We start from the raw sequence: 18552 nt of genomic DNA on the forward strand, positions 1-18552 counted from the left end.
GGAATCAGGATGTCCAGTACAACTTCAGACTCAGGGCTAGTACTACAACCATCGTCAGCACAAACCACAGGGTTACAAAAATTACAAAGCATTAGCTTTAGATTAAAAGCCATCGTGCTATTTATCTTTATTGCTTTTAGCTTGTTGGGGTATCAGGGGATTAGCAGCATGCAGTCTGCCGCACAGTCGATACAGGATTTGTATGGCCAGGGTATGCAGCACACTATCCGGGCCGGCAAGATTCTGGATAACCTTCACACCGCTAGAAGCTCGTTACTGTTGGCATTTCAGCACGATCCGGGCAACAAATTTAGCACCATGCATGATCACCAAATCACGCGTCACATAGACTATATAGAGCAGGCGCTGGTGCAACTTCACCGTATCGTGGATGAGGAAATCTTACCGTCTCAAATGGACAACGCTGAGCGTGAATCGGTAAACAACCTAGCCAAGGTATTGGATGAAATCACCACCAAAGGATTTACTCCCGCCATCAGCAAACTACGCCAGGGAGATTACGACGGCTCCAATGAGATTTTACTAAAAATCATAAACCCTATGTTTACTCCTGCTGCCAAGCATGCCGAACAATTTCTGGCGTTTCAGATAAACGAGGGCAAAAACACTTACTTGCAGGCAGAAGGCAATATCAGCCAGTTTATCTGGACTGTTAGTTTAATCGGCGGCCTTGCACTGCTATTTATTACCCTGGTGTCTGTGGTGATTGTCAAACGCATACATAATGCATCGCAGCAGCTCGAAAGTTCCGCCAACCATATTGCAACTGGCGACCTGACGCAACGGATCAGTCTCACCGGCCAGGATGAGTTCGCCCATATAGGTACTTATGTGAACCAAATCGTTACCAGTTTTCAGCATGTGGTCGAAACGAACCGTGATTCAATCACCCAACTGGCGCAATCTGCCGAAGAGAGCTCTGCGGTATCAACCCAAACTAAACAAAACGTCATGGAGCAGCAGGCGCAGACCCAACAGATTGCCGCCGCTATTCATCAGTTTACCGCCACGGTTCATGAAGTGGCCCAAAGTGCCGGCAACGCCGCACAGGCGTCAGAACAAGCCGACGTTGCCGCAGCACAAGGTCAGCAGGTAGTCAGGGAAAGCATGCAGATGATCGAAGTCCTGGCCAGTGAAATGGCGGATTCAGTGGTGGCTATGCAGCAGCTAGCGCAAAATTCGGAAGAAATCGGCAGTGTAGTCGACGTCATTCAGGGCATATCTGAACAAACTAACCTGTTGGCACTGAATGCGGCTATCGAAGCCGCGAGAGCCGGAGAACAAGGGCGAGGATTCGCAGTGGTCGCCGATGAAGTGCGCACACTGGCAAGCCGAACACAGCAATCTACCGAAGAGATACTGCAAACCATACAGCGCTTGCAGCAAGGCAGCCGGGATTCCACCGCCCGACTGGAAGCCGGCGCCGAGCACGCCAAAACCGTGGTCGAGAAAGCCCAGCTCGCCGAACAGGCTCTGGAGCAGATCACCGCTGCCGTCGACCAGATCACCGCTATGAATGCGCAAATTGCTACTGCCGCAGAACAACAGAGCGCGGTAACGGAAGAAATAAACAAAAATATTACGACCATTAGCGACATTTCAAATCAGACCGCAGCTGGTGCAGAACAAAGTAGCAGCGCCACCGAGCAGTTAGCCTCTCTGGCCGAAGCGTTGAATGTAGAAATAGCCCGGTACCGGGTGAGTTAAGTGGGCTGACATCGCCTCTGAGGAGGCTTTCCCCGCAGGTTATGCTTACCAACCTGCGGGGATTTTTTTGCTACAAAATTTCTATTTGGCAGCCAGTCGCTAAATGTGCGGTGGATGAAAGCCAAAAGCAAACTGGCGACTTTCCCCACAAGTGGTAGTCTCCGAACACTATTTTCGTAAAGCGTTCAGTTTGGCCTGAGCAATACCAAAAATGGTGTTGATCGGGTAGCTTCCTTCCGCACTGGCAATGCCCGCTGATTTACCGGTAAAAATCTCGATAGCTTCTGTCACATGGTCTATTGCCCAAATGTGAAACTCGCCTCTTTCTACCGCTTTGACAATGTCCGCCCGCAGCATCAGATTGTGTGCGTTTGACCGCGGAATAATGACGCCCTGGGTTTTGTTGCGACCTTTTATCGTACACACATCAAAAAAGCCTTCGATCTTTTCATTCAGACCACCAATCGGCTGAGCTTCGCCAAACTGATTCATCGAACCGGTAATCGCGACATCCTGTCGATTAGGCTGACGAGAAAATGCCGACACCACCGCACACAACTCCGCCATGCTGGCGCTGTCACCATCCACACCGCCATAAGACTGCTCAAACGTAATGGTAGTTGTCAGGGGCACTTTGGCGGTTTTGCCAAACACCGACGACAGGTAGGCGCTGAGTATCATCACCCCCTTGGAGTGAATACTGCCACCAAGGTCAACACTGCGTTCAATATCTATCACTTCCCCTTCGCCATAGCAGCATGTGGCGGTGATACGGTTTGGTACGCCAAACATGTATTCACTGGTGCTGAGGACCGATAAGGCATTCACCTGGCCAACAGCACTGCCTTCGGTATGAATCAAGGTAGTGCCGTTGACAAACCCTTCCATCACCTCATCACGGAGGCGACTGACGCGCGACTCCTGATTCTGCAATGCCTCTTCCACGTGGGCTACGCGGATCATATTAGAGTTTGCCTGACGAGCAACGTAATTTGATTCGCGCAGTAAATTTGCAATGTGGGCCGAGTGAAGTGAAATCTTATTCTGATCCCCGGCAATTCGAGAACTGTGTTCGATAATTCGGGCGATTGCCTTGCGGTCACAGTGCAGCATCGAATTGTCGTGCACCACACTGGAAATAAAACGGGCATAATGAAGCTCTGAATCCGGCGTGCGCGGCATTTCATCTTCAAAATCGGCCGTCACCCGGAACAGCTCACTAAATTCCGGATCGTAATGCTGCAATAACTGATATGTACGATAGTCACCAAACAGAATAATCTTCACATCCAGCGGAATGGGTTCTGGATCGAGTGACACGGTACCGGTTAAGGTCACCTCTTTTTCTAGTGAAGTGAAACTGAGCATTCGGGAGCGAATTGCCCGTTTAATGCCATCCCAGACGTAAGGTTGCTCCAACACTTTTTGTGCGTCCATCAACAGTACGCCACCATTCGCTTTATGCAGGCTGCCAGGTCGAATCAATGAAAAATCGGTAAATACCGTCCCTTTAAACGTCGCTGTTTCAATGTAGCCAAACAGTGAATGGTAGTTGGGATTTTCTTCTACCACGATAGGGAAATTGGTCGATTTTCGACTGACCAACACATTCACCTTGTAGCGTCGAGGTAACCTTTTATCCAGCGCCGCAGAGGCAATCTCCCCCTGCTCATTACTTTCTTCAAGAAAAATATCGGCGTTATCAACAATATCCTTACGCAATTCAGTCAAGTAAGATTTTACTTCCGGAAATTCTGTGTAGTCCGATTTCAGGCGCTTAATAAAATGGGCAATGACATCCAGAGTAACTTCGTCATTGAGCTTTTTGATTTTTTCACTGTAAGTTTCCTCCCACTCCGTCAGCTGACGTACCATAGTGCGCAGTTTTACTTCCAAAGCATCAATCGCTTTGCTGAATTTTTCCTGCTCCTTTTTAGTCAGTTTGTCAAAGCTTTCCTCGGTATGCAGTTCTTCACCATCCATCGCGACGAATTGATAGTCACCTTGCGCCGTAATGGTCAAACTGATACCGCGCTCTTTTGCTTCTTTGCTAATCTGCTCCAGCTCGGCCTGTTGTTTCTGTGCCAGCTGATTCTTCAGCTTTTCTGCCCGACTAAAATACATTTCATTATCAAACGCCAGTGGCATCGCCGTTACCAGCTTTGTCATCATTGTTTCGATATCGTGCTTAAGACGCTGACCAATACCGACCGGTAGTTTGAGTACTTTTGGAGTACGAATATCTTCGAAATTGGCGACATAGCACCAGTCATACAGGGTGGCTACGTCATGCTTATGGCGATTGAGGTAACGCAAAATCATCGTACGCTTGCCCAGGCCGTTCTGGCCGATTGCATAGATGTTGTAGCCCTTTTCTTTAATCGACATTGCGAATTCGACTGCTTTCTGAGCGCGGGTCTGGCCAACAATTTCGTCTATCGGGGCCAGCTCTTTGGTCGATTTACACGGCAATTTTTCTAGTTCAGCGGCATAATACAGCTGTGTTGCATCCAGTCTTGCTATCGCCATCTCTCCCTCCCACCCTTTCAATTTTTATTATTACATAGCCAAGTGTAGATTAATTTCATTTACATTTTAGTGACTTACATAAAACTGGCGTTCAACTGCGCAATTATCGACCAATTAAGGCTAATTTTCCGAATGGGGCCAGCCATTGCATAGATTAGAAATAGTGAGAAATTGCCAAATAACGAGCCCGAATATGCTCAATCAGCAGGCGTACCTTATTCGGTGGCTGACGGGTAAACGGATAAACAGCGTAGATGCCGAGTTTCTTGCCCACCTGTTCCGGAAAGATGTCCACCAGCTGACCGTTACGAAAATCGTGGTACACCAGGCAGCGTGGCACATACGCGATGCCGTGGCCACCAAGCGCCGCTTTTCTGAGCGCTGTGGCATTATCGGTACTGAAGGTTCCCGACACCCGCACTATGTAGTTGCCTTTGTTGCTTTTAAACTCCCAGTCAGTCGCGCCGGTTGTCTGGTAGGCATACTGAAGACAGTTGTGATTGAGCAGATCTTCCGGCTTGATGGGTTTACCGTTTCGTGCGATGTAAGACGGTGAGGCACAGACCACCCATTGTGAGTCCAGAATATGACGGGCAATCAGGCTGGAATCTTCCAGGTAACCGGTGCGGATCACCAGATCAAACCCACCTTCAACTAGATCAACAAATCGGTTATCGAGCGACATTTCCACCGTCAGACCCGGGTGCAGGTTACAGAACTCGGCCACCGCGTCCGCCAGGATCAGGTCGCCGGAAATGCTGGGTACCGACATCCGGATATGACCGCTGACGTTTTCGCCAAATCCCGCGACCGCATCCATCGCTTCCTGGGTGGCTTGCTTCACATTTTTCGCACTTGCGAGCAAAGCTTTACCTGCCTCGGTCAAGGTCAATTTGCGCGTTGTTCGATATAATAGCTGAACGCCCAACTCCTCCTCCAGGCGCGCCATTCTTTTACTAACTACTGAATTTGTAAGGTTATTTTGTTCAGCTACCTTACTAAAACTACCCAGTTCTACTACCTGGGAAAACAGGATTAAGTCGTCTGCACGCATTTTATTATGTCACTTTTGGAACTAATTATTTTCATTATTTCTCTATATCACAAAAAAATAAAGCGATACATTCACGCCAAATTAACAAACCAGTCACAACTATAAAAATTTGTAACAGCGAGCTCTAACGTCTTAGCCTGTACCCTACACCACATGCTAAGCCATCAATAAGGATGGAGAGCTCAAGGACGAGGAAGTATTCCATGAGCGAAACTTTATTAGCATTGATTGCATTTTCACCTATCGTGGTGGCCGCAATTTTACTGGTTGGCCTGAACTGGCCAGCCAAAAAAGCCATGCCGGTCGCGTTTGGCCTGACCGTAGCCATTGCCCTGACATTCTGGGACATGACCGCCAATCGCGTATTGGCATCTGTACTGCAAGGCCTTGGCATCACCGTCACGGTACTATGGATCGTGTTTGGCGCCATTTTCCTGCTTAACACCCTCAAACATACCGGGGCCATTACCACCATTCGCAACGGTTTTACCAATATCTCTCCCGACCGCCGAATTCAGGCCATTATTATCGCCTGGTGTTTTGGTTCATTCATTGAGGGTGCATCAGGGTTTGGTACACCGGCGGCCATCGCAGCGCCACTGCTGGTTGCGATAGGTTTTCCCGCGCTGGCTGCCGTTCTGATGGGCATGATGATTCAATCGACACCGGTATCATTTGGCGCGGTCGGCACGCCGATTCTGGTCGGCGTCAATAAAGGCCTGGACACACATAATATTACCGAAGCTCTGCTGGCAAATGGTTCAAACTGGGATGCGTATCTGCAGCAGATTACCGCCAGTGTGGCGCTGATCCACGCCAGTGTGGGTACCCTAATGCCGGTACTGATGGCGATGATGCTGACCCGATTCTTTGGTAAAAACCGCAGCTGGACAGAAGGTTTAAGCATTCTGCCGTTTGCACTTTTTGCTGGTCTTTCTTTTACTATCCCATACGCCCTGACCGGAGTGTTACTTGGGCCAGAATTCCCTTCGCTGGTCGGCGGCCTGTTCGGTCTGGCCATTGTGGTCACTGCAGCAAGAAAAGGCTTCCTGGTACCAAAGCAGAGCTGGGACTTCCGCCCGGAAAGCGAGTGGCCAGCAGAGTGGCTCGGCACTCTGAAAATGGAGTTGGATGACAATAAAGGCAAACCTATGGGTCTGGCACTGGCCTGGCTACCATATGTGCTATTGGCAGTAATTCTGGTGCTAAGCCGCGTAAGCGGTGACTTTAAGGGCATGCTGCTGAGCGTAAATCTGGCCTTCAGTAACATATTGGGAGAAGCCGGTATCGGCGCGTCCTTCGCACCACTGTACCTCCCGGGTGGCATTCTAGTGTTCGTGGCGCTGCTGGCGGTGCTGATCCAGACACGCAGCCTGAAACCTATGGGTCAGGCGCTGGGTGAGTCAACCAAGACACTGATAGGAGCCGGTTTTGTGTTGGTGTTTACCATTCCTATGGTGCGCATATTTATCAATTCAGGGGTGAACCTGTCGGATCTGGCCAGTATGCCGGTGACCACAGCCAACTTTGCCGCTGGGTTAGTTGGGGACGCTTTCCCGGCACTGAGTGCAACAGTCGGTGCTCTTGGCGCTTTCATTGCCGGGTCAAACACTGTCTCCAACATGATGTTTAGCCAGTTCCAGTTCGAGGTGGCACAAACGCTGACCGTTTCCAGCGTAGTTGTTATCGCCTTGCAAGCGGTAGGCGCAGCCGCCGGTAACATGATCGCAATCCACAATGTGGTAGCGGCATCGGCAACCGTCGGTATGCTTGGCCGCGAAGGTGCGACACTGCGCAAAACTATCATTCCAACTTTCTACTACCTTGTAATAACAGGATTAATTGGTCTGACGGTAATTTACGGTTTTCACATGACCGATGTGCTGATGAGCCGCTAACCCAGGACAAAAACAGCCGCCGTCCCAGCACGACAATCATTACACCAGCTCGGACGGCAACAGAAAAAAGCAGGCAGGGATACCCTGCTTACAACATAAGGCACCAGAGCTTCCCCCAACAGCCCAAGATGAAGAGCGCTAAGCTCACTGTGGCTTTGGTGCCTAGCCTTTTCAACATTGGAGGAGCGCATGCGCATCTACCCCGTCAAACCTAAACAGGTTTATTTCTATGCCACCTGTCTGGTGGACCTTTTTGACCCGGAAGCGGGTCTTGACGCAATGACGCTTCTTGAGCAGCAAGGGATTGAAGTCATTTTCGTTGAAAAACAAACCTGTTGTGGTCAGCCGGCTTACACTTCCGGTTACGATGACGAAGCCAAACAAGTCGCCCTGAGTCAGATCGCGTTATTCCCAGAAGATTATCCAGTCATCGTACTATCCGGCTCCTGCGGCGGTATGATGCATCACCACTATCGCAGACTGTTTCAAGGCGAGGCTCAGGAAGCTGAAGTGAACCACTTCTGCGACCGTGTATTTGAGCTGACCGAATTTCTGGTTAACGTCTGCCGGGTGAAACTGCAGGATCAGGGGGAACCCACCTCAGTCGTAATGCACACCTCCTGCGCTGCGCGACGTGAGATGAATGTTCACGTCACCGCAACCGAGCTGCTCGGCCAGTTGGACAACGTCGAATTACGGATGCAGCAATACGAAAGTGAATGCTGCGGCTTTGGCGGCACGTTCTCTGTTCGTCATCCCAACATATCCCAGGCGATGGTAGAAGACAAAACACAACACATCTGCGATACCCAGTCAGACACTCTGGTCAGTGCCGACTGGGGCTGCATGCTCAATATCAACGGTGCGCTGGAATATCAGGGTAAAGCACTGCGTGGCCGCCACCTGGCCAGCTTTCTTCTGCAACGGACGCAAGGAGAGAAATCATGAGCCAGACGCCACAAGATTTTCATCGCCAGGCCAAAAACGCCCTGGATGACCAGCAGATCCGAATGAACTTTCGCGGTGCGATGGATTATTTGCGAGACAAGCGCCAAACCGCATTTGCCGATCCCAACGAAGAGAAAGCGATACGCGACCTGGCTGAAGCCATTCGCCAGCGCTGCCTGAGTAAACTGCCGAGCTTACTGGAGCAGTTGGAAAGCCAGTGTCTGGCCAACGGCATACAGGTTCACTGGGCACAAAACGCTGAAGAGGCCAACCAGATCATTGCCGGTATTGCCGAGCGCCACCAGGCTAAGATGATCATCAAAGGCAAATCCATGGTGAGTGAGGAGGTAGAGCTCAACCATGAAATGGCCAAGCTGGGGATTGAATGTCTGGAAAGTGACATGGGCGAATACATAGTGCAGCTCGACGGTGATAAACCGTCGCACATCATTATGCCCGCGATTCATAAAAATAAGCAGGAAGTCAGTGACACCTTCGCCAACAATCTAGACGGATTCACCCCTACTCTGGATGTCGACGAGTTGATCCAGACCGGGCGGTCACGGCTACGTCAGAAGTTTCATGACGCGGATATCGGCCTGTCCGGAGTAAACTTTGCCGTGGCAGAAACCGGGACATTGTGTCTGGTGGAGAACGAAGGCAACGGCCGCATGTCCACTACGGTGCCCAACGTGCATATTGCCATTACCGGTATCGAGAAAGTGGTGGAAAAGCTTGCTGACGTGCCGCCGCTGTACAGTGCGCTGACCCGCTCGGCGACCGGTCAGGCTATCACCACCTACTTCAACATGATCACCTCCCCTCGCAAACCGGGTGAAAAAGATGGCCCACAAGAAGTGCATCTGGTACTGCTTGATAACGGCCGCAGCCAGGCCTATCAGGACGAAGAGATGCGCAAAACCCTGCAGTGTATTCGCTGCGGCGCGTGTATGAACCATTGTCCCGTTTACACCAAAATTGGTGGCCACGCGTACGGTACCGTCTACCCGGGCCCTATCGGTAAAATTATCTCGCCACACCTGCTTGGGCTGGAACAAACGAAAGATCTGGTCACCGCTTCCAGCCTGTGCGGCGCATGTGGAGAGGTGTGTCCGGTGCGGATTCCGATCCCGGAGATGCTGCAGCGCCTGCGCCGTGAAGCGAAGAACGATCCCAAACCGGGTCACGAAGCTATCCGGGGCCAGAAGTCCGCCGCCTCTGGTACAGAGCGTATGGCGATGAAGAGTTTTGCCTACGCCGCAACTCATCCTGGTTTGTATCATCTGGGGACTGGCGCAGCCACCAAACTGCGTGCGTTGATGCCGAGCAAGCTTGGGCCATGGACCCAGTGTCGCACGGCGCCAAAACCAGCCAAACAATCGCTTCATCACATCATGGCAGAAAAGAAACGTCAGGGAGGTCAATCATGAGCCGCGCCCGCAACCAGATTTTAGAACGACTCAAACAAGCCAACACCCTACCGAAAAACTCTGAACATCTCCCGTTTGAACCGTGGGGTTTTGATGGCAGCAAAAGTGAGCAAGAGAAAATGAATCGTTTCTGTGCCGCGCTCACAGCCAGTCATGCCGATGTGCGAACCATTCAAAGCAAGGCGCTTGGTGACACGTTAAGCGGGCTTTGTACAGAGAAAAACTGGCAGCGGGCGGCAATCGGCACCGACGGTGAGTGGCACAGCACATTTTGCCAGGGACTACAGGCAGTGGAACTGACGGAATACAACCAGGCGATTGAGCAGTGGAAAACTCCGCTGTTTGACCAAATCGATGTTGGCGTCACTCACGTTCTGGCGGGTATTGCCGATACCGGTGCATTGGTATTGTGGCCAAGTGAACACGAACCTCGGACTTTGTCTCTGGTACCGCCCTGCCATGTCGCAGTGATGCACGCGTCAACGTTATACAACCATTTTCTGGAAGTGATGGAAGTGCAAAACTGGGCGGCAAGTATGCCAACCAACGCACTTTTGATTTCCGGCCCTTCCAAAACGGCCGATATTCAGCAAACCTTGGCCTATGGTGCACACGGCCCAAGTGAGCTGATCGTGCTGATTCTGGAAGATAAATAAGAGAATTTCATCAGGAAGTTACCATGACTGAAGCAATGACCGAAGCCACATTAAACCAGCCAGACGCTGCGGATTATCAGCGTCTGCAACAGCTGCTCAGCACCCGTATCGAACAGGATCGCATCGTCACTCAGGAATCCAAACGTCTTGCCTACGGTACCGATGCCAGCTTTTACCGGCTAATTCCTAAGCTGGTGCTACGCCTTCGGTCTCTCGAGGAAGTCATTTTTGCCATCGAGTGCTGCGGCGAACTGGGCATTCACTTTACCTTTCGCGCCGCGGGCACCAGCCTGTCCGGGCAGGCAGTGTCTGACTCGGTACTGATTACCCTCACCGATGACTGGCGAGGCCATCAGATCCTCGATAATGGCGATAAAATCCTCCTCCAGCCGGGTGTTATCGGCGCAGATGCCAACAAATACCTGGCGCCATTTCAGCGTAAAATCGGCCCGGACCCCGCCTCTATTAACACCTGCAAAATTGGTGGTATTGCCGCCAACAATGCCAGCGGTATGTGCTGCGGTACCGCGCAGAACTCTTACCGCACTGTCGACAGCATGACGGTGGTGTTCGCTGATGGTTTCGTCCTCGACACCAAAGACCCGCAGAGCGTCACCCGCTTTAAACACGAAAAGGCCGAATTGGTGGCCGGTATTGAGGCACTGTGCGCAGAAACCCATGCCAATACCGAGCTGACCGAACGCATCAGGCACAAATACCGCCTGAAAAACACCACAGGGTACGCGCTTAACGCCCTGGTGGATTTCAGCGACCCGATAGAGGTACTCGAACACCTGATGATCGGCTCAGAAGGGACGCTCGGCTTTATCGCCGAAATTACCTACAACACCGTCATCGAACATCCTTTTAAAGCCTCAGCGCTGATGGTATTCGCCGACATCGAGCAAGCCAGTCAGGCGGTGACGACGCTGTCCACCACTCCCGTTGCAGCGGTGGAAATGATGGACGGCCGCGCGATGCGTTCCGTCGCGGACAAAAACGGCATGCCCGCGTTTATCGCCGAACTCGACCTGGAAGCCGCAGCCCTGTTGGTGGAATCGCACGCCAGTGACCAGGCAGCTTTGAGCGCTCAGTGTGATGCGGTCATGGCCGCACTAGAAGGCTACCAGATCATTGAATCTGTCCCGTTCACCTCTGACAGTCAGATGGTAGCCACCCTCTGGGGCATTCGAAAAGGCATGTTCCCGGCAGTCGGTGCGGTGCGTGAAGTCGGCACCACCGTGATTATCGAAGACGTCGCCTTCCCGGTGGACAACCTAGCCTCCGGCGTGCGCGATCTCCAGGCGCTGTTTGATAAGTACGACTACCACGAAGCGATCATTTTTGGTCATGCGCTGGAAGGTAACCTGCATTTTGTCTTCACACAAGGCTTTGACCGCCAGCAGGAGATCGACCGTTATGGTGCTTTCATGGATGACGTCGCAGAGCTGGTGGCGGTGAAATATCAGGGGTCACTGAAAGCAGAGCACGGCACCGGGCGCAATATGGCGCCCTATGTTGAGCTGGAATGGGGCAAAGACGGTTACGCCTTGATGCAGAAAATCAAAACGCTGTTTGATCCACGAGGATTGCTCAATCCCGGCGTGATTATCAACCCCAGCGATACAGCACATATAGAGAATCTAAAACCGATGCCAGCCGCCGACCCGCTGGTTGACCGCTGCATTGAATGCGGTTTCTGTGAACCGGTCTGTCCGTCGCGTAGCCTGACTCTATCCCCCAGACAACGCATCGTATTGTACCGTGAGCTACAACGCCGCCAGGCTGCGGGTGAACTCGATTCGGCGCAGGAATTACAACAGACCTTTGAGTACCAGGGCCTGGATACCTGCGCGGCCACCGGGTTGTGCGCCGACCGCTGTCCTGTCGGCATTAATACCGGTGATCTGGTTAAGAAACTGCGCACGGCAAAATATCAGAAATACACCCCTATCGCTCGCTGGACCGCCAATCATTTCTCTGCCACGACCAGCTTGGCTAAGATCGGGCTGAAAGCAAATCATTGGGCCGGACGTACTCTGGGCGAACAACGTCTTTCTAACCTGATGGATAAGCTGCATAACTTAAGTGGCCAGCGTACCCCAACCTGGCTGGCTGAAATGCCGCAAGCGAACAGTTACCAGCTTATGCCGCGGGAAATAAGCGATTCAACCGAACAGAACAAAGTTGTCTATCTGCCTTCTTGTGCCAGTCGCAATATGGGCCAACAGACCAGCGCTGAAGATCAGCGCCCGTTAACCGAGGTGACCTTGTCTTTACTGGCTAAGGCCGGTTATGAGGTAATTTTGCCCGAGCAGTTAGCAGACCAATGCTGCGGAATGCCCTATGACAGCAAAGGAATGACTGATCTGGCAGAGCAAAAATCCCAGCAGTTGGAGCAGAGCCTCTGGCAAGCCAGCAAACATGGCCGATATCCGGTGCTGATCGATACCAGCCCCTGTGCCAAACGGAGTATGGGGCAATTCACCAAACCGCTGAAAATTTTTGAACCAACCGGCTTTGTCGCCGATTACCTGCTGGAGAGACTCAACATTACTCCACTGCAAGAAACGGTAATGCTGCACGTTACCTGTAGCTCACGCCGGATGGGGCTGGCTGACAAGATGCTTAAACTGGCGCAAAGCTGTGCAAGCAAGGTGGTGGTACCTGAGCACATATACTGCTGCGGATGGGCGGGTGATAAAGGCTTCACAACTCCGGAACTCAATCAGGCCGCAGTCGAGCCGCTGAAAGCACAGGTGCCGGCCGACTGTAAGCGGGGCTTTAGCAACAGTCGTACCTGCGAAATAGGATTGTCGCATCACAGCGGGATTGTTTATCAGTCTATTCTCTACCTGGTTGACGAAGCATCTACCAGCGCCTAAAGCAATCCCGTTAGGCCGTGTTGCTTTCGACATTGCCTGACGGGAGCTAAATTAAAATCACTATGACTACATCGTTGGGGCTGATGCTCGCGTCCGCTCACCATAGCCCCGACGATAAAATAAAAATGGGTGTTCTTTTTGAGCATTTCGTTGCATGATAGCAGGGTGAATCTGAAGGGAATGACGATGAAAATCATTATTCTACATGGCTTATACATGCACGGTGTGGTAATGAAACCACTCAGCCACCGTTTGCGCCGTTTTGGCTATCAAACCAAAGTTCTCACCTACAATAGTGTGGCAATAAACGAGCAACAGCTGTTTCATAGCCTGGACCGGGCACTTTCTAAGCACGAAACCAATATCCTGGTCGGTCACAGCCTGGGCGGATTAGTCATTAAACATTATCTGGCATCCCGGCGTCCGGATGTAAATCGGGTTTCCCACGTTATCGCTATCGGTTCACCGCTCAGAGGAGCATCCATTGTCAGCCGGATTCAACAACTGGGTATTGGAGCTATACTGGGCAATTCGACTCAATTTGGTTTGGCGGAACATGACGACAGCTGGCAGTTTGAACAAAAGTTGGGCTGTATCGCCGGTACCATGCCAATAGGTGCAAGGCCTCTGCTGTTGATCGACCAACCGGATCAATCAGATGGAACCGTGACCGTGGCGGAGACTAAAATCGACGGCATGACAGACCATATTCTGTGCCAGAACACCCACACCAGCCTGATTTACAGTGAGTTTGTTCCGCATCAGATCGATTATTTCATTCATCACGATCATTTTTACCGGCCCTGAGCCCAGTACAGCGCAAATACCCACACTTTCAGCAATGTTATTTGACCTTATAATTCTTAGGGTTGCGCTTTGGATTGCATATTAATTGCACAACAAATTTATACACAAGTCACGTACGGAATAATTTATCAAGTTTTTCTTTGTCCCAAATTTGTGAAATCTCAAATTAAAAACTAGATTCAAAGTCAGTTAGTAAACATAACCTCCTACTAACAACGTCAGCCCTATATTTGAAAACAAAGAACACCTTGTGCCTCTCCACTCTGAGAGGCTTTTTTTTGCTTTGATTTTCCGCTCCAGCCGACAACTGAAAAATACCAACCACGTTGCAGCCTAGCCGATATGAAACACAATTAAGGTGTAGTTCTGCTACCACTCCCCCTTTCGCGCTCCTCCTCGGAAAAAACAGCAACGGATGATGCCACCACCATACGGTTAATTTATGTTTCTCGTCATAATGCATACACAGGAGCATGTTATGACAGTCAATAAGTACTATGTGATGGTGCCTGCTGCTCTGGATCAGACGCCGGCAGCCAATAAAATCGACCTTAGCGAACAGCGGCGAAGAAAGCTGGTCGAGCAAGCGCAGCAAAAAGGCGGCATTGAGCTACCTGCACAATCCCAATTGTCCCCTATCCATGGCTGTTAATACGGCCTGAGATCGCGCAACCCTTGTAAGCCAGCCTTCCGGCTGGCTTTCGCCGATTCCACTACTCAACTATTGTTCGCCACATAGACATCAAAGAAAAAGTAACCCGTCATCAGCAAGCTGGAGATAATCACAAACCAGCGTACGTATTTTTGCTTAACATTGCGCGAAACACGGGCTGCCAAATATCCTCCAGTCAATGTCCCTGCCATTACCGCCAATCCGCGCCACCAGTCAATCGAACCATCCAGGATAAAAACAGCGATGGCCAAGATAGAGACGCAGGAGGAGACCAGTAACTTGACGCCGTTCATCAAATTAATATCACTGTAACCGGCCAGTGAAAGGTAACTCAGCACAATGATGCCCAGCCCGGCATTGAAGAAGCCGCCATAAGCGGCCACTAAAACCAGTAATAAAGCCAGCGACATAATGGCGGCAACAGAAGCGTGCTTATGATGGGAGGCGCGCCGCCTTATAAAGCGGTTGATTTCACCGCCCCAGATGAACAGACAGGTGGCAAACAGCAGCAACCAGGGAATTGCTTCCATAAACAGGGCTTCCGGCGTCTGCAGCAACAGGTAAGCGCCCAGACCGCCACCTAACATACTGAATAATATCGTGCTGGGAAGGTGTCCGCTATCGCGAGCGATATCTCGGCGAAATCCGTAAGCCCCGCTCAAATAACCGGCACAAGACGCAAAGGTATTAGTAGCATTGGCTACGATTGGAGGGACGCCGACAAACATCAGAGAGGGAAAGGTAATAAAGCTGCCACCACCCGCCACTGAGTTGATGATGCCGCCCAACACGCCGGCAAGAAACAGTAACAGCCACTCCATCGGCTTAAGAATCCTGTGAATAGATGATTTATGACAACACTTTACCTACTCAGACCGTTTTGGTAAATGCGACTATAGTGGTGAAATTGTCAAATCAGGTGCCAACGGATTGCAGCATCAGATAAGTTCAAGGGCTATCTGTTTCCAATCCTGCAACTCATCACGCAGATGAGCGGCCTGACGTGTATCCATCAACTTCATTATCTTGACAACATAGCGGGCGGCAACCTGCCGGTTGTGCTCCAGTTTGTCGGCTAACCCCGGCTGATAAAATTGTTCTGGTGTCAAAAGCAACTTACTGAATTGCTGTTTATAGGCCTGCGGATCGGATTTGAGGGCGATGAGGTGTTTCAGCTCTATACGCAGACGGGTTTGGTACTCTATCCAGTCATAAGTGGTGATGTCTACCGATGCCGCCCAGTTTTCCACCTGCAGCTTCTGGGCCGGATTGAGTGTTCCCAGCCAGTCCGTCAACTGTTCATTGATACGCTCTGTATAGCGCTGACGAATCTGAGATTCAGACATATTCTGATAGCGGCGCTTATATTTGATATGGCGCTTACGGATATTGTTAAGTAACTGCTCCATTTGCTCTGGCGTCAACTGCAAACTAAGCGAATACAATTCCGGCTCCAGTTTTTGCATCAGCCGTTGCCAGTGCAGCCTGAACTGTTGCTGTTGCCAAATGACATCTTGCGCAGTAAGACTATGAAGATCCGTGGACAATAGCTGATCCAGATGGCTGATATAACTTGGGATTTCCTGTTTTCTGTGCCATTCGCTCAGTTGCGCGACTTTGTCACTGACCAACTGCTGCTGAGGTTCACTTAAATCGACATAATCATCGATATACTGGAGCGCCAGCCAGTCCAGGTTGTTATATACCAACCTGGTGCTGCAACCCAGCAGCAGCAAGCAGGTGATAAATATGTAACCCCAACGTTTCATACTACTTCCTTTCAGTCGGTTTTCCGTGCGTCACCGCGGTGATTGCGCTAACGGTTCCTTGCACTAACGGCTCCTTGCCATAACATAGCAAGTTGTTCTCAATTTGCCAGCCTGAAGCCAAAACCGCCAAGTTAAATTATTGCTGCATCCGGGAGTTAACGTAACCCACCAGATCTCAAATAACTCTATTTTTTCGTTTTTCTTTTACTGTCTGATGCGCTTTGTGGAAAGCAGCAATTACGCCTGTTCCAGCCCGATTCCAACCATACAAATATCCCTGTCTGTGGATTGATTTGCATCAAACCGGACAAAATTAACCTTTATATCAATAGGGAAATGACTACACTTAAAGTGCAAGTAAGTTCGTGTATACGGAGGTCATCATGAGCTTAGTACCTAAAGACTCCTGGTCAGATTTCTATCGTTTATTCGATCAGGCGTTCCCTGCATTTCAACCTCGGCACGGCCCCGATGCGGTTTCTCCTCGCGTCGATGTGATCGAAAAAGAAACCGCATATGAGGTGATTGCCGATTTGCCCGGGGTAAAAAAAGAAGACATCTCGGTCACGTATCAGGATGGGGTGCTGACAATTTCAGCCACCACTTCCCGTGATGAACAGATCACCGACCAAGACAAAGTCGTCCATAAAGAACGCTACCACGGCAAGCTGGTGCGGAGTTTCTCACTAGGCGGCCACCTGTTGTGGCAAGATATTTATGCTGAGTTTGAGGATGGCGTCCTGGTTGTAGTGGTGCCCAAACCTGACCACGAGGTTGAAGAGCCTAAGCGGATAGAAATCAGTTGACCTTAATTCACCGGCCCCTTTTTAGGGGCCTCTGTTTATCCGCCGGATGAACTCTTTTGTGGTGATTCACCGTTTTAATAAGTCCGGAGGCCAGGCAAGTTGGTCTCAGAAAGGACCTAAGGGTATTAACGCAAAGGCTGCCACGCTTACGCTGGCATAAGTTTGACGCTTTTTCTTTCCACCAGCGTCGGTTCTAACTGTACCACCTGATGCTCACTGCCCTGCTTATTAAGCTTGTGCAACAGGGTTTCGACCGCCGCCTTTCCCAAGCGGTATTTAGGCTGATGAATGGTGGTGAGTGCCGGAGTCATAAACTTAGCAATATGAATATCATCGTAGCCAATTAGTGACACGTCTTGCGGAATACGGATGCCGTAATTGTTGGCGGCATTAATCACGCCCATCGCCATCATATCGTTGCTGACAAAAATAGCGCTGGGTAGCGCACCTCTGGCGTAAAGTTTTTCAAACGCTTGGTAGCCCCCTTCACATTCAAAGTCAGACTCTACTATCCAGTTAGGGTTGATCGGCAGACCGGCTTCATTCAGCGCCCGTTTGTAGCCTTCATAACGCATCTGAGCCTGGTGTTTAATCAGCGGGCCAGTAATACAGCCGATCTGCTTGTGACCACTGTCGATCAGATACTTAGCCGCCATGTAACCACCACGCAGCGAGTTGTCCTGAATTTTGTCACTGGCAAACAACATCGGCCCCCAGTCCATCACCACGATCGGAATATCGGGATAGTTATCAAATATATCGATGTGTTCTCCCTCCAGTGAAGAACACATCAGGATAAGACCATCGACCCGCTTTTGCAGCAGAGTACTGATCGAAGCCCGCATCCGCTCACTATCCCCTTCGGTATTACACAGAATCAGGTTGTAACCCTGCTGATAACAACTGCGCTCAACCCCCTTCACCACTTCACCAAAGAACGGGTTAGTCGAGGTGGTCACCAGCATACCGATGGTGTGGGTTCGGTTCACTTTCAGGCTGCGAGCCAGCGCAGAGGGCGCATATTTAAGCTCTGCCGCCGCCTTTTCGACTTTGGCCGAGATTTCTTCACTGACAAATCGAGACTTGTTAATGACATGACTGACCGTCGACGTCGAGACGCCGGCCAATTTTGCTATGTCTTTCATTGTCGCCATCAGAAATCTCCTTTTACTGCTGGGCTAGGAATGTATCGACCTCTTCCCGGGACGGAATTGAGGTTTGGGCGCCAAACCGGGTTACCGAGATGGCGGCCGCGGCATGAGCAAACTTAATTGCTGATTCTAAGGGCATATCTTCCAATAGACCAGTGACCAAGGCCCCATTAAAGGTATCTCCGGCAGCGGTTGTGTCTGTCGCTTCTACTTTAAAA

General features: G+C 50.7%; 15 protein-coding genes and 1 pseudogene. 9 read left to right on the top strand and 7 right to left on the bottom strand.

The features are described 5' to 3' along the window. Nucleotides 1-9 precede the first annotated feature (9 nt). On the top strand, nucleotides 10-1728 hold the full coding sequence (locus ACQY6F_RS11365) for a methyl-accepting chemotaxis protein (protein WP_428774455.1): 1719 nt from the start codon (nucleotides 10-12) through the stop codon (nucleotides 1726-1728). Between the two features lie 168 nt (nucleotides 1729-1896). Here ACQY6F_RS11365 and ACQY6F_RS11370 read toward each other — a convergent pair whose 3' ends face one another. From ACQY6F_RS11370 to ACQY6F_RS11380, 3 genes and pseudogenes are all read right to left on the bottom strand, one after another. After that, on the bottom strand, nucleotides 1897-4257 hold the full coding sequence (locus ACQY6F_RS11370) for a Lon protease family protein (protein ID WP_428774457.1): 2361 nt from the start codon (nucleotides 4255-4257) through the stop codon (nucleotides 1897-1899). A 154-nt stretch (nucleotides 4258-4411) separates the two neighbouring features. Next, nucleotides 4412-5311 carry a LysR family transcriptional regulator gene (locus ACQY6F_RS11375; protein WP_428774459.1) on the bottom strand — a complete coding sequence of 300 codons (900 nt, stop codon included), beginning with the start codon at nucleotides 5309-5311 and terminating at the stop codon, nucleotides 4412-4414. A 157-nt stretch (nucleotides 5312-5468) separates the two neighbouring features. After that, a pseudogene (locus tag ACQY6F_RS11380) lies at nucleotides 5469-5555 on the bottom strand (deoxyribodipyrimidine photolyase); the annotation flags it as partial. Between ACQY6F_RS11380 and ACQY6F_RS11385 the strand changes: the two are divergent. The 7 genes from ACQY6F_RS11385 (at nucleotide 5515) to ACQY6F_RS11415 (ending at nucleotide 14587) form a co-directional block, all read left to right on the top strand. Further along, complete coding sequence (locus tag ACQY6F_RS11385) at nucleotides 5515-7209, top strand: L-lactate permease (protein WP_428774460.1); 1695 nt, start codon at nucleotides 5515-5517, stop codon at nucleotides 7207-7209. The pseudogene ACQY6F_RS11380 and the gene ACQY6F_RS11385 overlap by 41 nt on opposite strands. 189 nt (nucleotides 7210-7398) lie before the next feature. Further along, the gene (locus tag ACQY6F_RS11390) at nucleotides 7399-8157 is read left to right on the top strand and encodes a (Fe-S)-binding protein (protein ID WP_428774461.1); all 759 of its coding nucleotides are present in this window, start codon (nucleotides 7399-7401) and stop codon (nucleotides 8155-8157) included. After that, nucleotides 8154-9587: a LutB/LldF family L-lactate oxidation iron-sulfur protein gene (locus ACQY6F_RS11395; protein ID WP_428774463.1), complete on the top strand. Its 1434-nt coding sequence runs from the start codon at nucleotides 8154-8156 to the stop codon at nucleotides 9585-9587. The genes ACQY6F_RS11390 and ACQY6F_RS11395 overlap by 4 nt, the downstream gene beginning before the upstream one ends. Further along, nucleotides 9584-10243: a LutC/YkgG family protein gene (locus tag ACQY6F_RS11400; protein WP_428774465.1), complete on the top strand. Its 660-nt coding sequence runs from the start codon at nucleotides 9584-9586 to the stop codon at nucleotides 10241-10243. The genes ACQY6F_RS11395 and ACQY6F_RS11400 overlap by 4 nt, the downstream gene beginning before the upstream one ends. 23 nt (nucleotides 10244-10266) lie before the next feature. Continuing rightward, a complete protein-coding gene (locus ACQY6F_RS11405; protein ID WP_428774466.1) occupies nucleotides 10267-13128 on the top strand; it encodes an FAD-binding and (Fe-S)-binding domain-containing protein in 2862 nt (953 codons plus the stop codon). A 186-nt stretch (nucleotides 13129-13314) separates the two neighbouring features. Beyond that, nucleotides 13315-13935 carry an esterase/lipase family protein gene (locus ACQY6F_RS11410; RefSeq protein ID WP_428774467.1) on the top strand — a complete coding sequence of 207 codons (621 nt, stop codon included), beginning with the start codon at nucleotides 13315-13317 and terminating at the stop codon, nucleotides 13933-13935. A 478-nt stretch (nucleotides 13936-14413) separates the two neighbouring features. Next, the gene (locus tag ACQY6F_RS11415; protein WP_428774469.1) at nucleotides 14414-14587 is read left to right on the top strand and encodes a hypothetical protein; all 174 of its coding nucleotides are present in this window, start codon (nucleotides 14414-14416) and stop codon (nucleotides 14585-14587) included. Between the two features lie 65 nt (nucleotides 14588-14652). On the opposite strand, the gene ACQY6F_RS11420 is transcribed toward ACQY6F_RS11415, so the two are convergent. Both ACQY6F_RS11420 and ACQY6F_RS11425 read right to left on the bottom strand, forming a co-directional pair. Beyond that, nucleotides 14653-15429: a sulfite exporter TauE/SafE family protein gene (locus tag ACQY6F_RS11420; protein WP_428774471.1), complete on the bottom strand. Its 777-nt coding sequence runs from the start codon at nucleotides 15427-15429 to the stop codon at nucleotides 14653-14655. Nucleotides 15430-15546: 117 nt separating this feature from the next. Beyond that, nucleotides 15547-16377: a DUF6279 family lipoprotein gene (locus tag ACQY6F_RS11425; RefSeq protein ID WP_428774473.1), complete on the bottom strand. Its 831-nt coding sequence runs from the start codon at nucleotides 16375-16377 to the stop codon at nucleotides 15547-15549. 383 nt (nucleotides 16378-16760) lie between these two features. Between ACQY6F_RS11425 and ACQY6F_RS11430 the strand changes: the two genes are divergently transcribed. Further along, nucleotides 16761-17183: an Hsp20/alpha crystallin family protein gene (locus ACQY6F_RS11430; protein WP_428774475.1), complete on the top strand. Its 423-nt coding sequence runs from the start codon at nucleotides 16761-16763 to the stop codon at nucleotides 17181-17183. Between the two features lie 146 nt (nucleotides 17184-17329). Here the strand turns inward: ACQY6F_RS11430 and ACQY6F_RS11435 are convergent, their stop codons facing one another. Together ACQY6F_RS11435 and ACQY6F_RS11440 are read right to left on the bottom strand one after the other, a co-directional pair. Further along, nucleotides 17330-18337 (bottom strand): substrate-binding domain-containing protein, encoded by a 1008-nt coding sequence (locus tag ACQY6F_RS11435; RefSeq protein ID WP_428774476.1) that lies wholly within the window; start codon nucleotides 18335-18337, stop codon nucleotides 17330-17332. Nucleotides 18338-18350: 13 nt separating this feature from the next. Next, on the bottom strand, nucleotides 18351-18552 hold a 202-nt coding region (locus ACQY6F_RS11440), incomplete at its 5' end, for a PfkB family carbohydrate kinase (protein ID WP_428774478.1).

Source organism: Vibrio sp. (genome assembly GCF_050299255.1).
Taxonomy (GTDB): Bacteria; Pseudomonadota; Gammaproteobacteria; order Enterobacterales; family Vibrionaceae; genus Vibrio.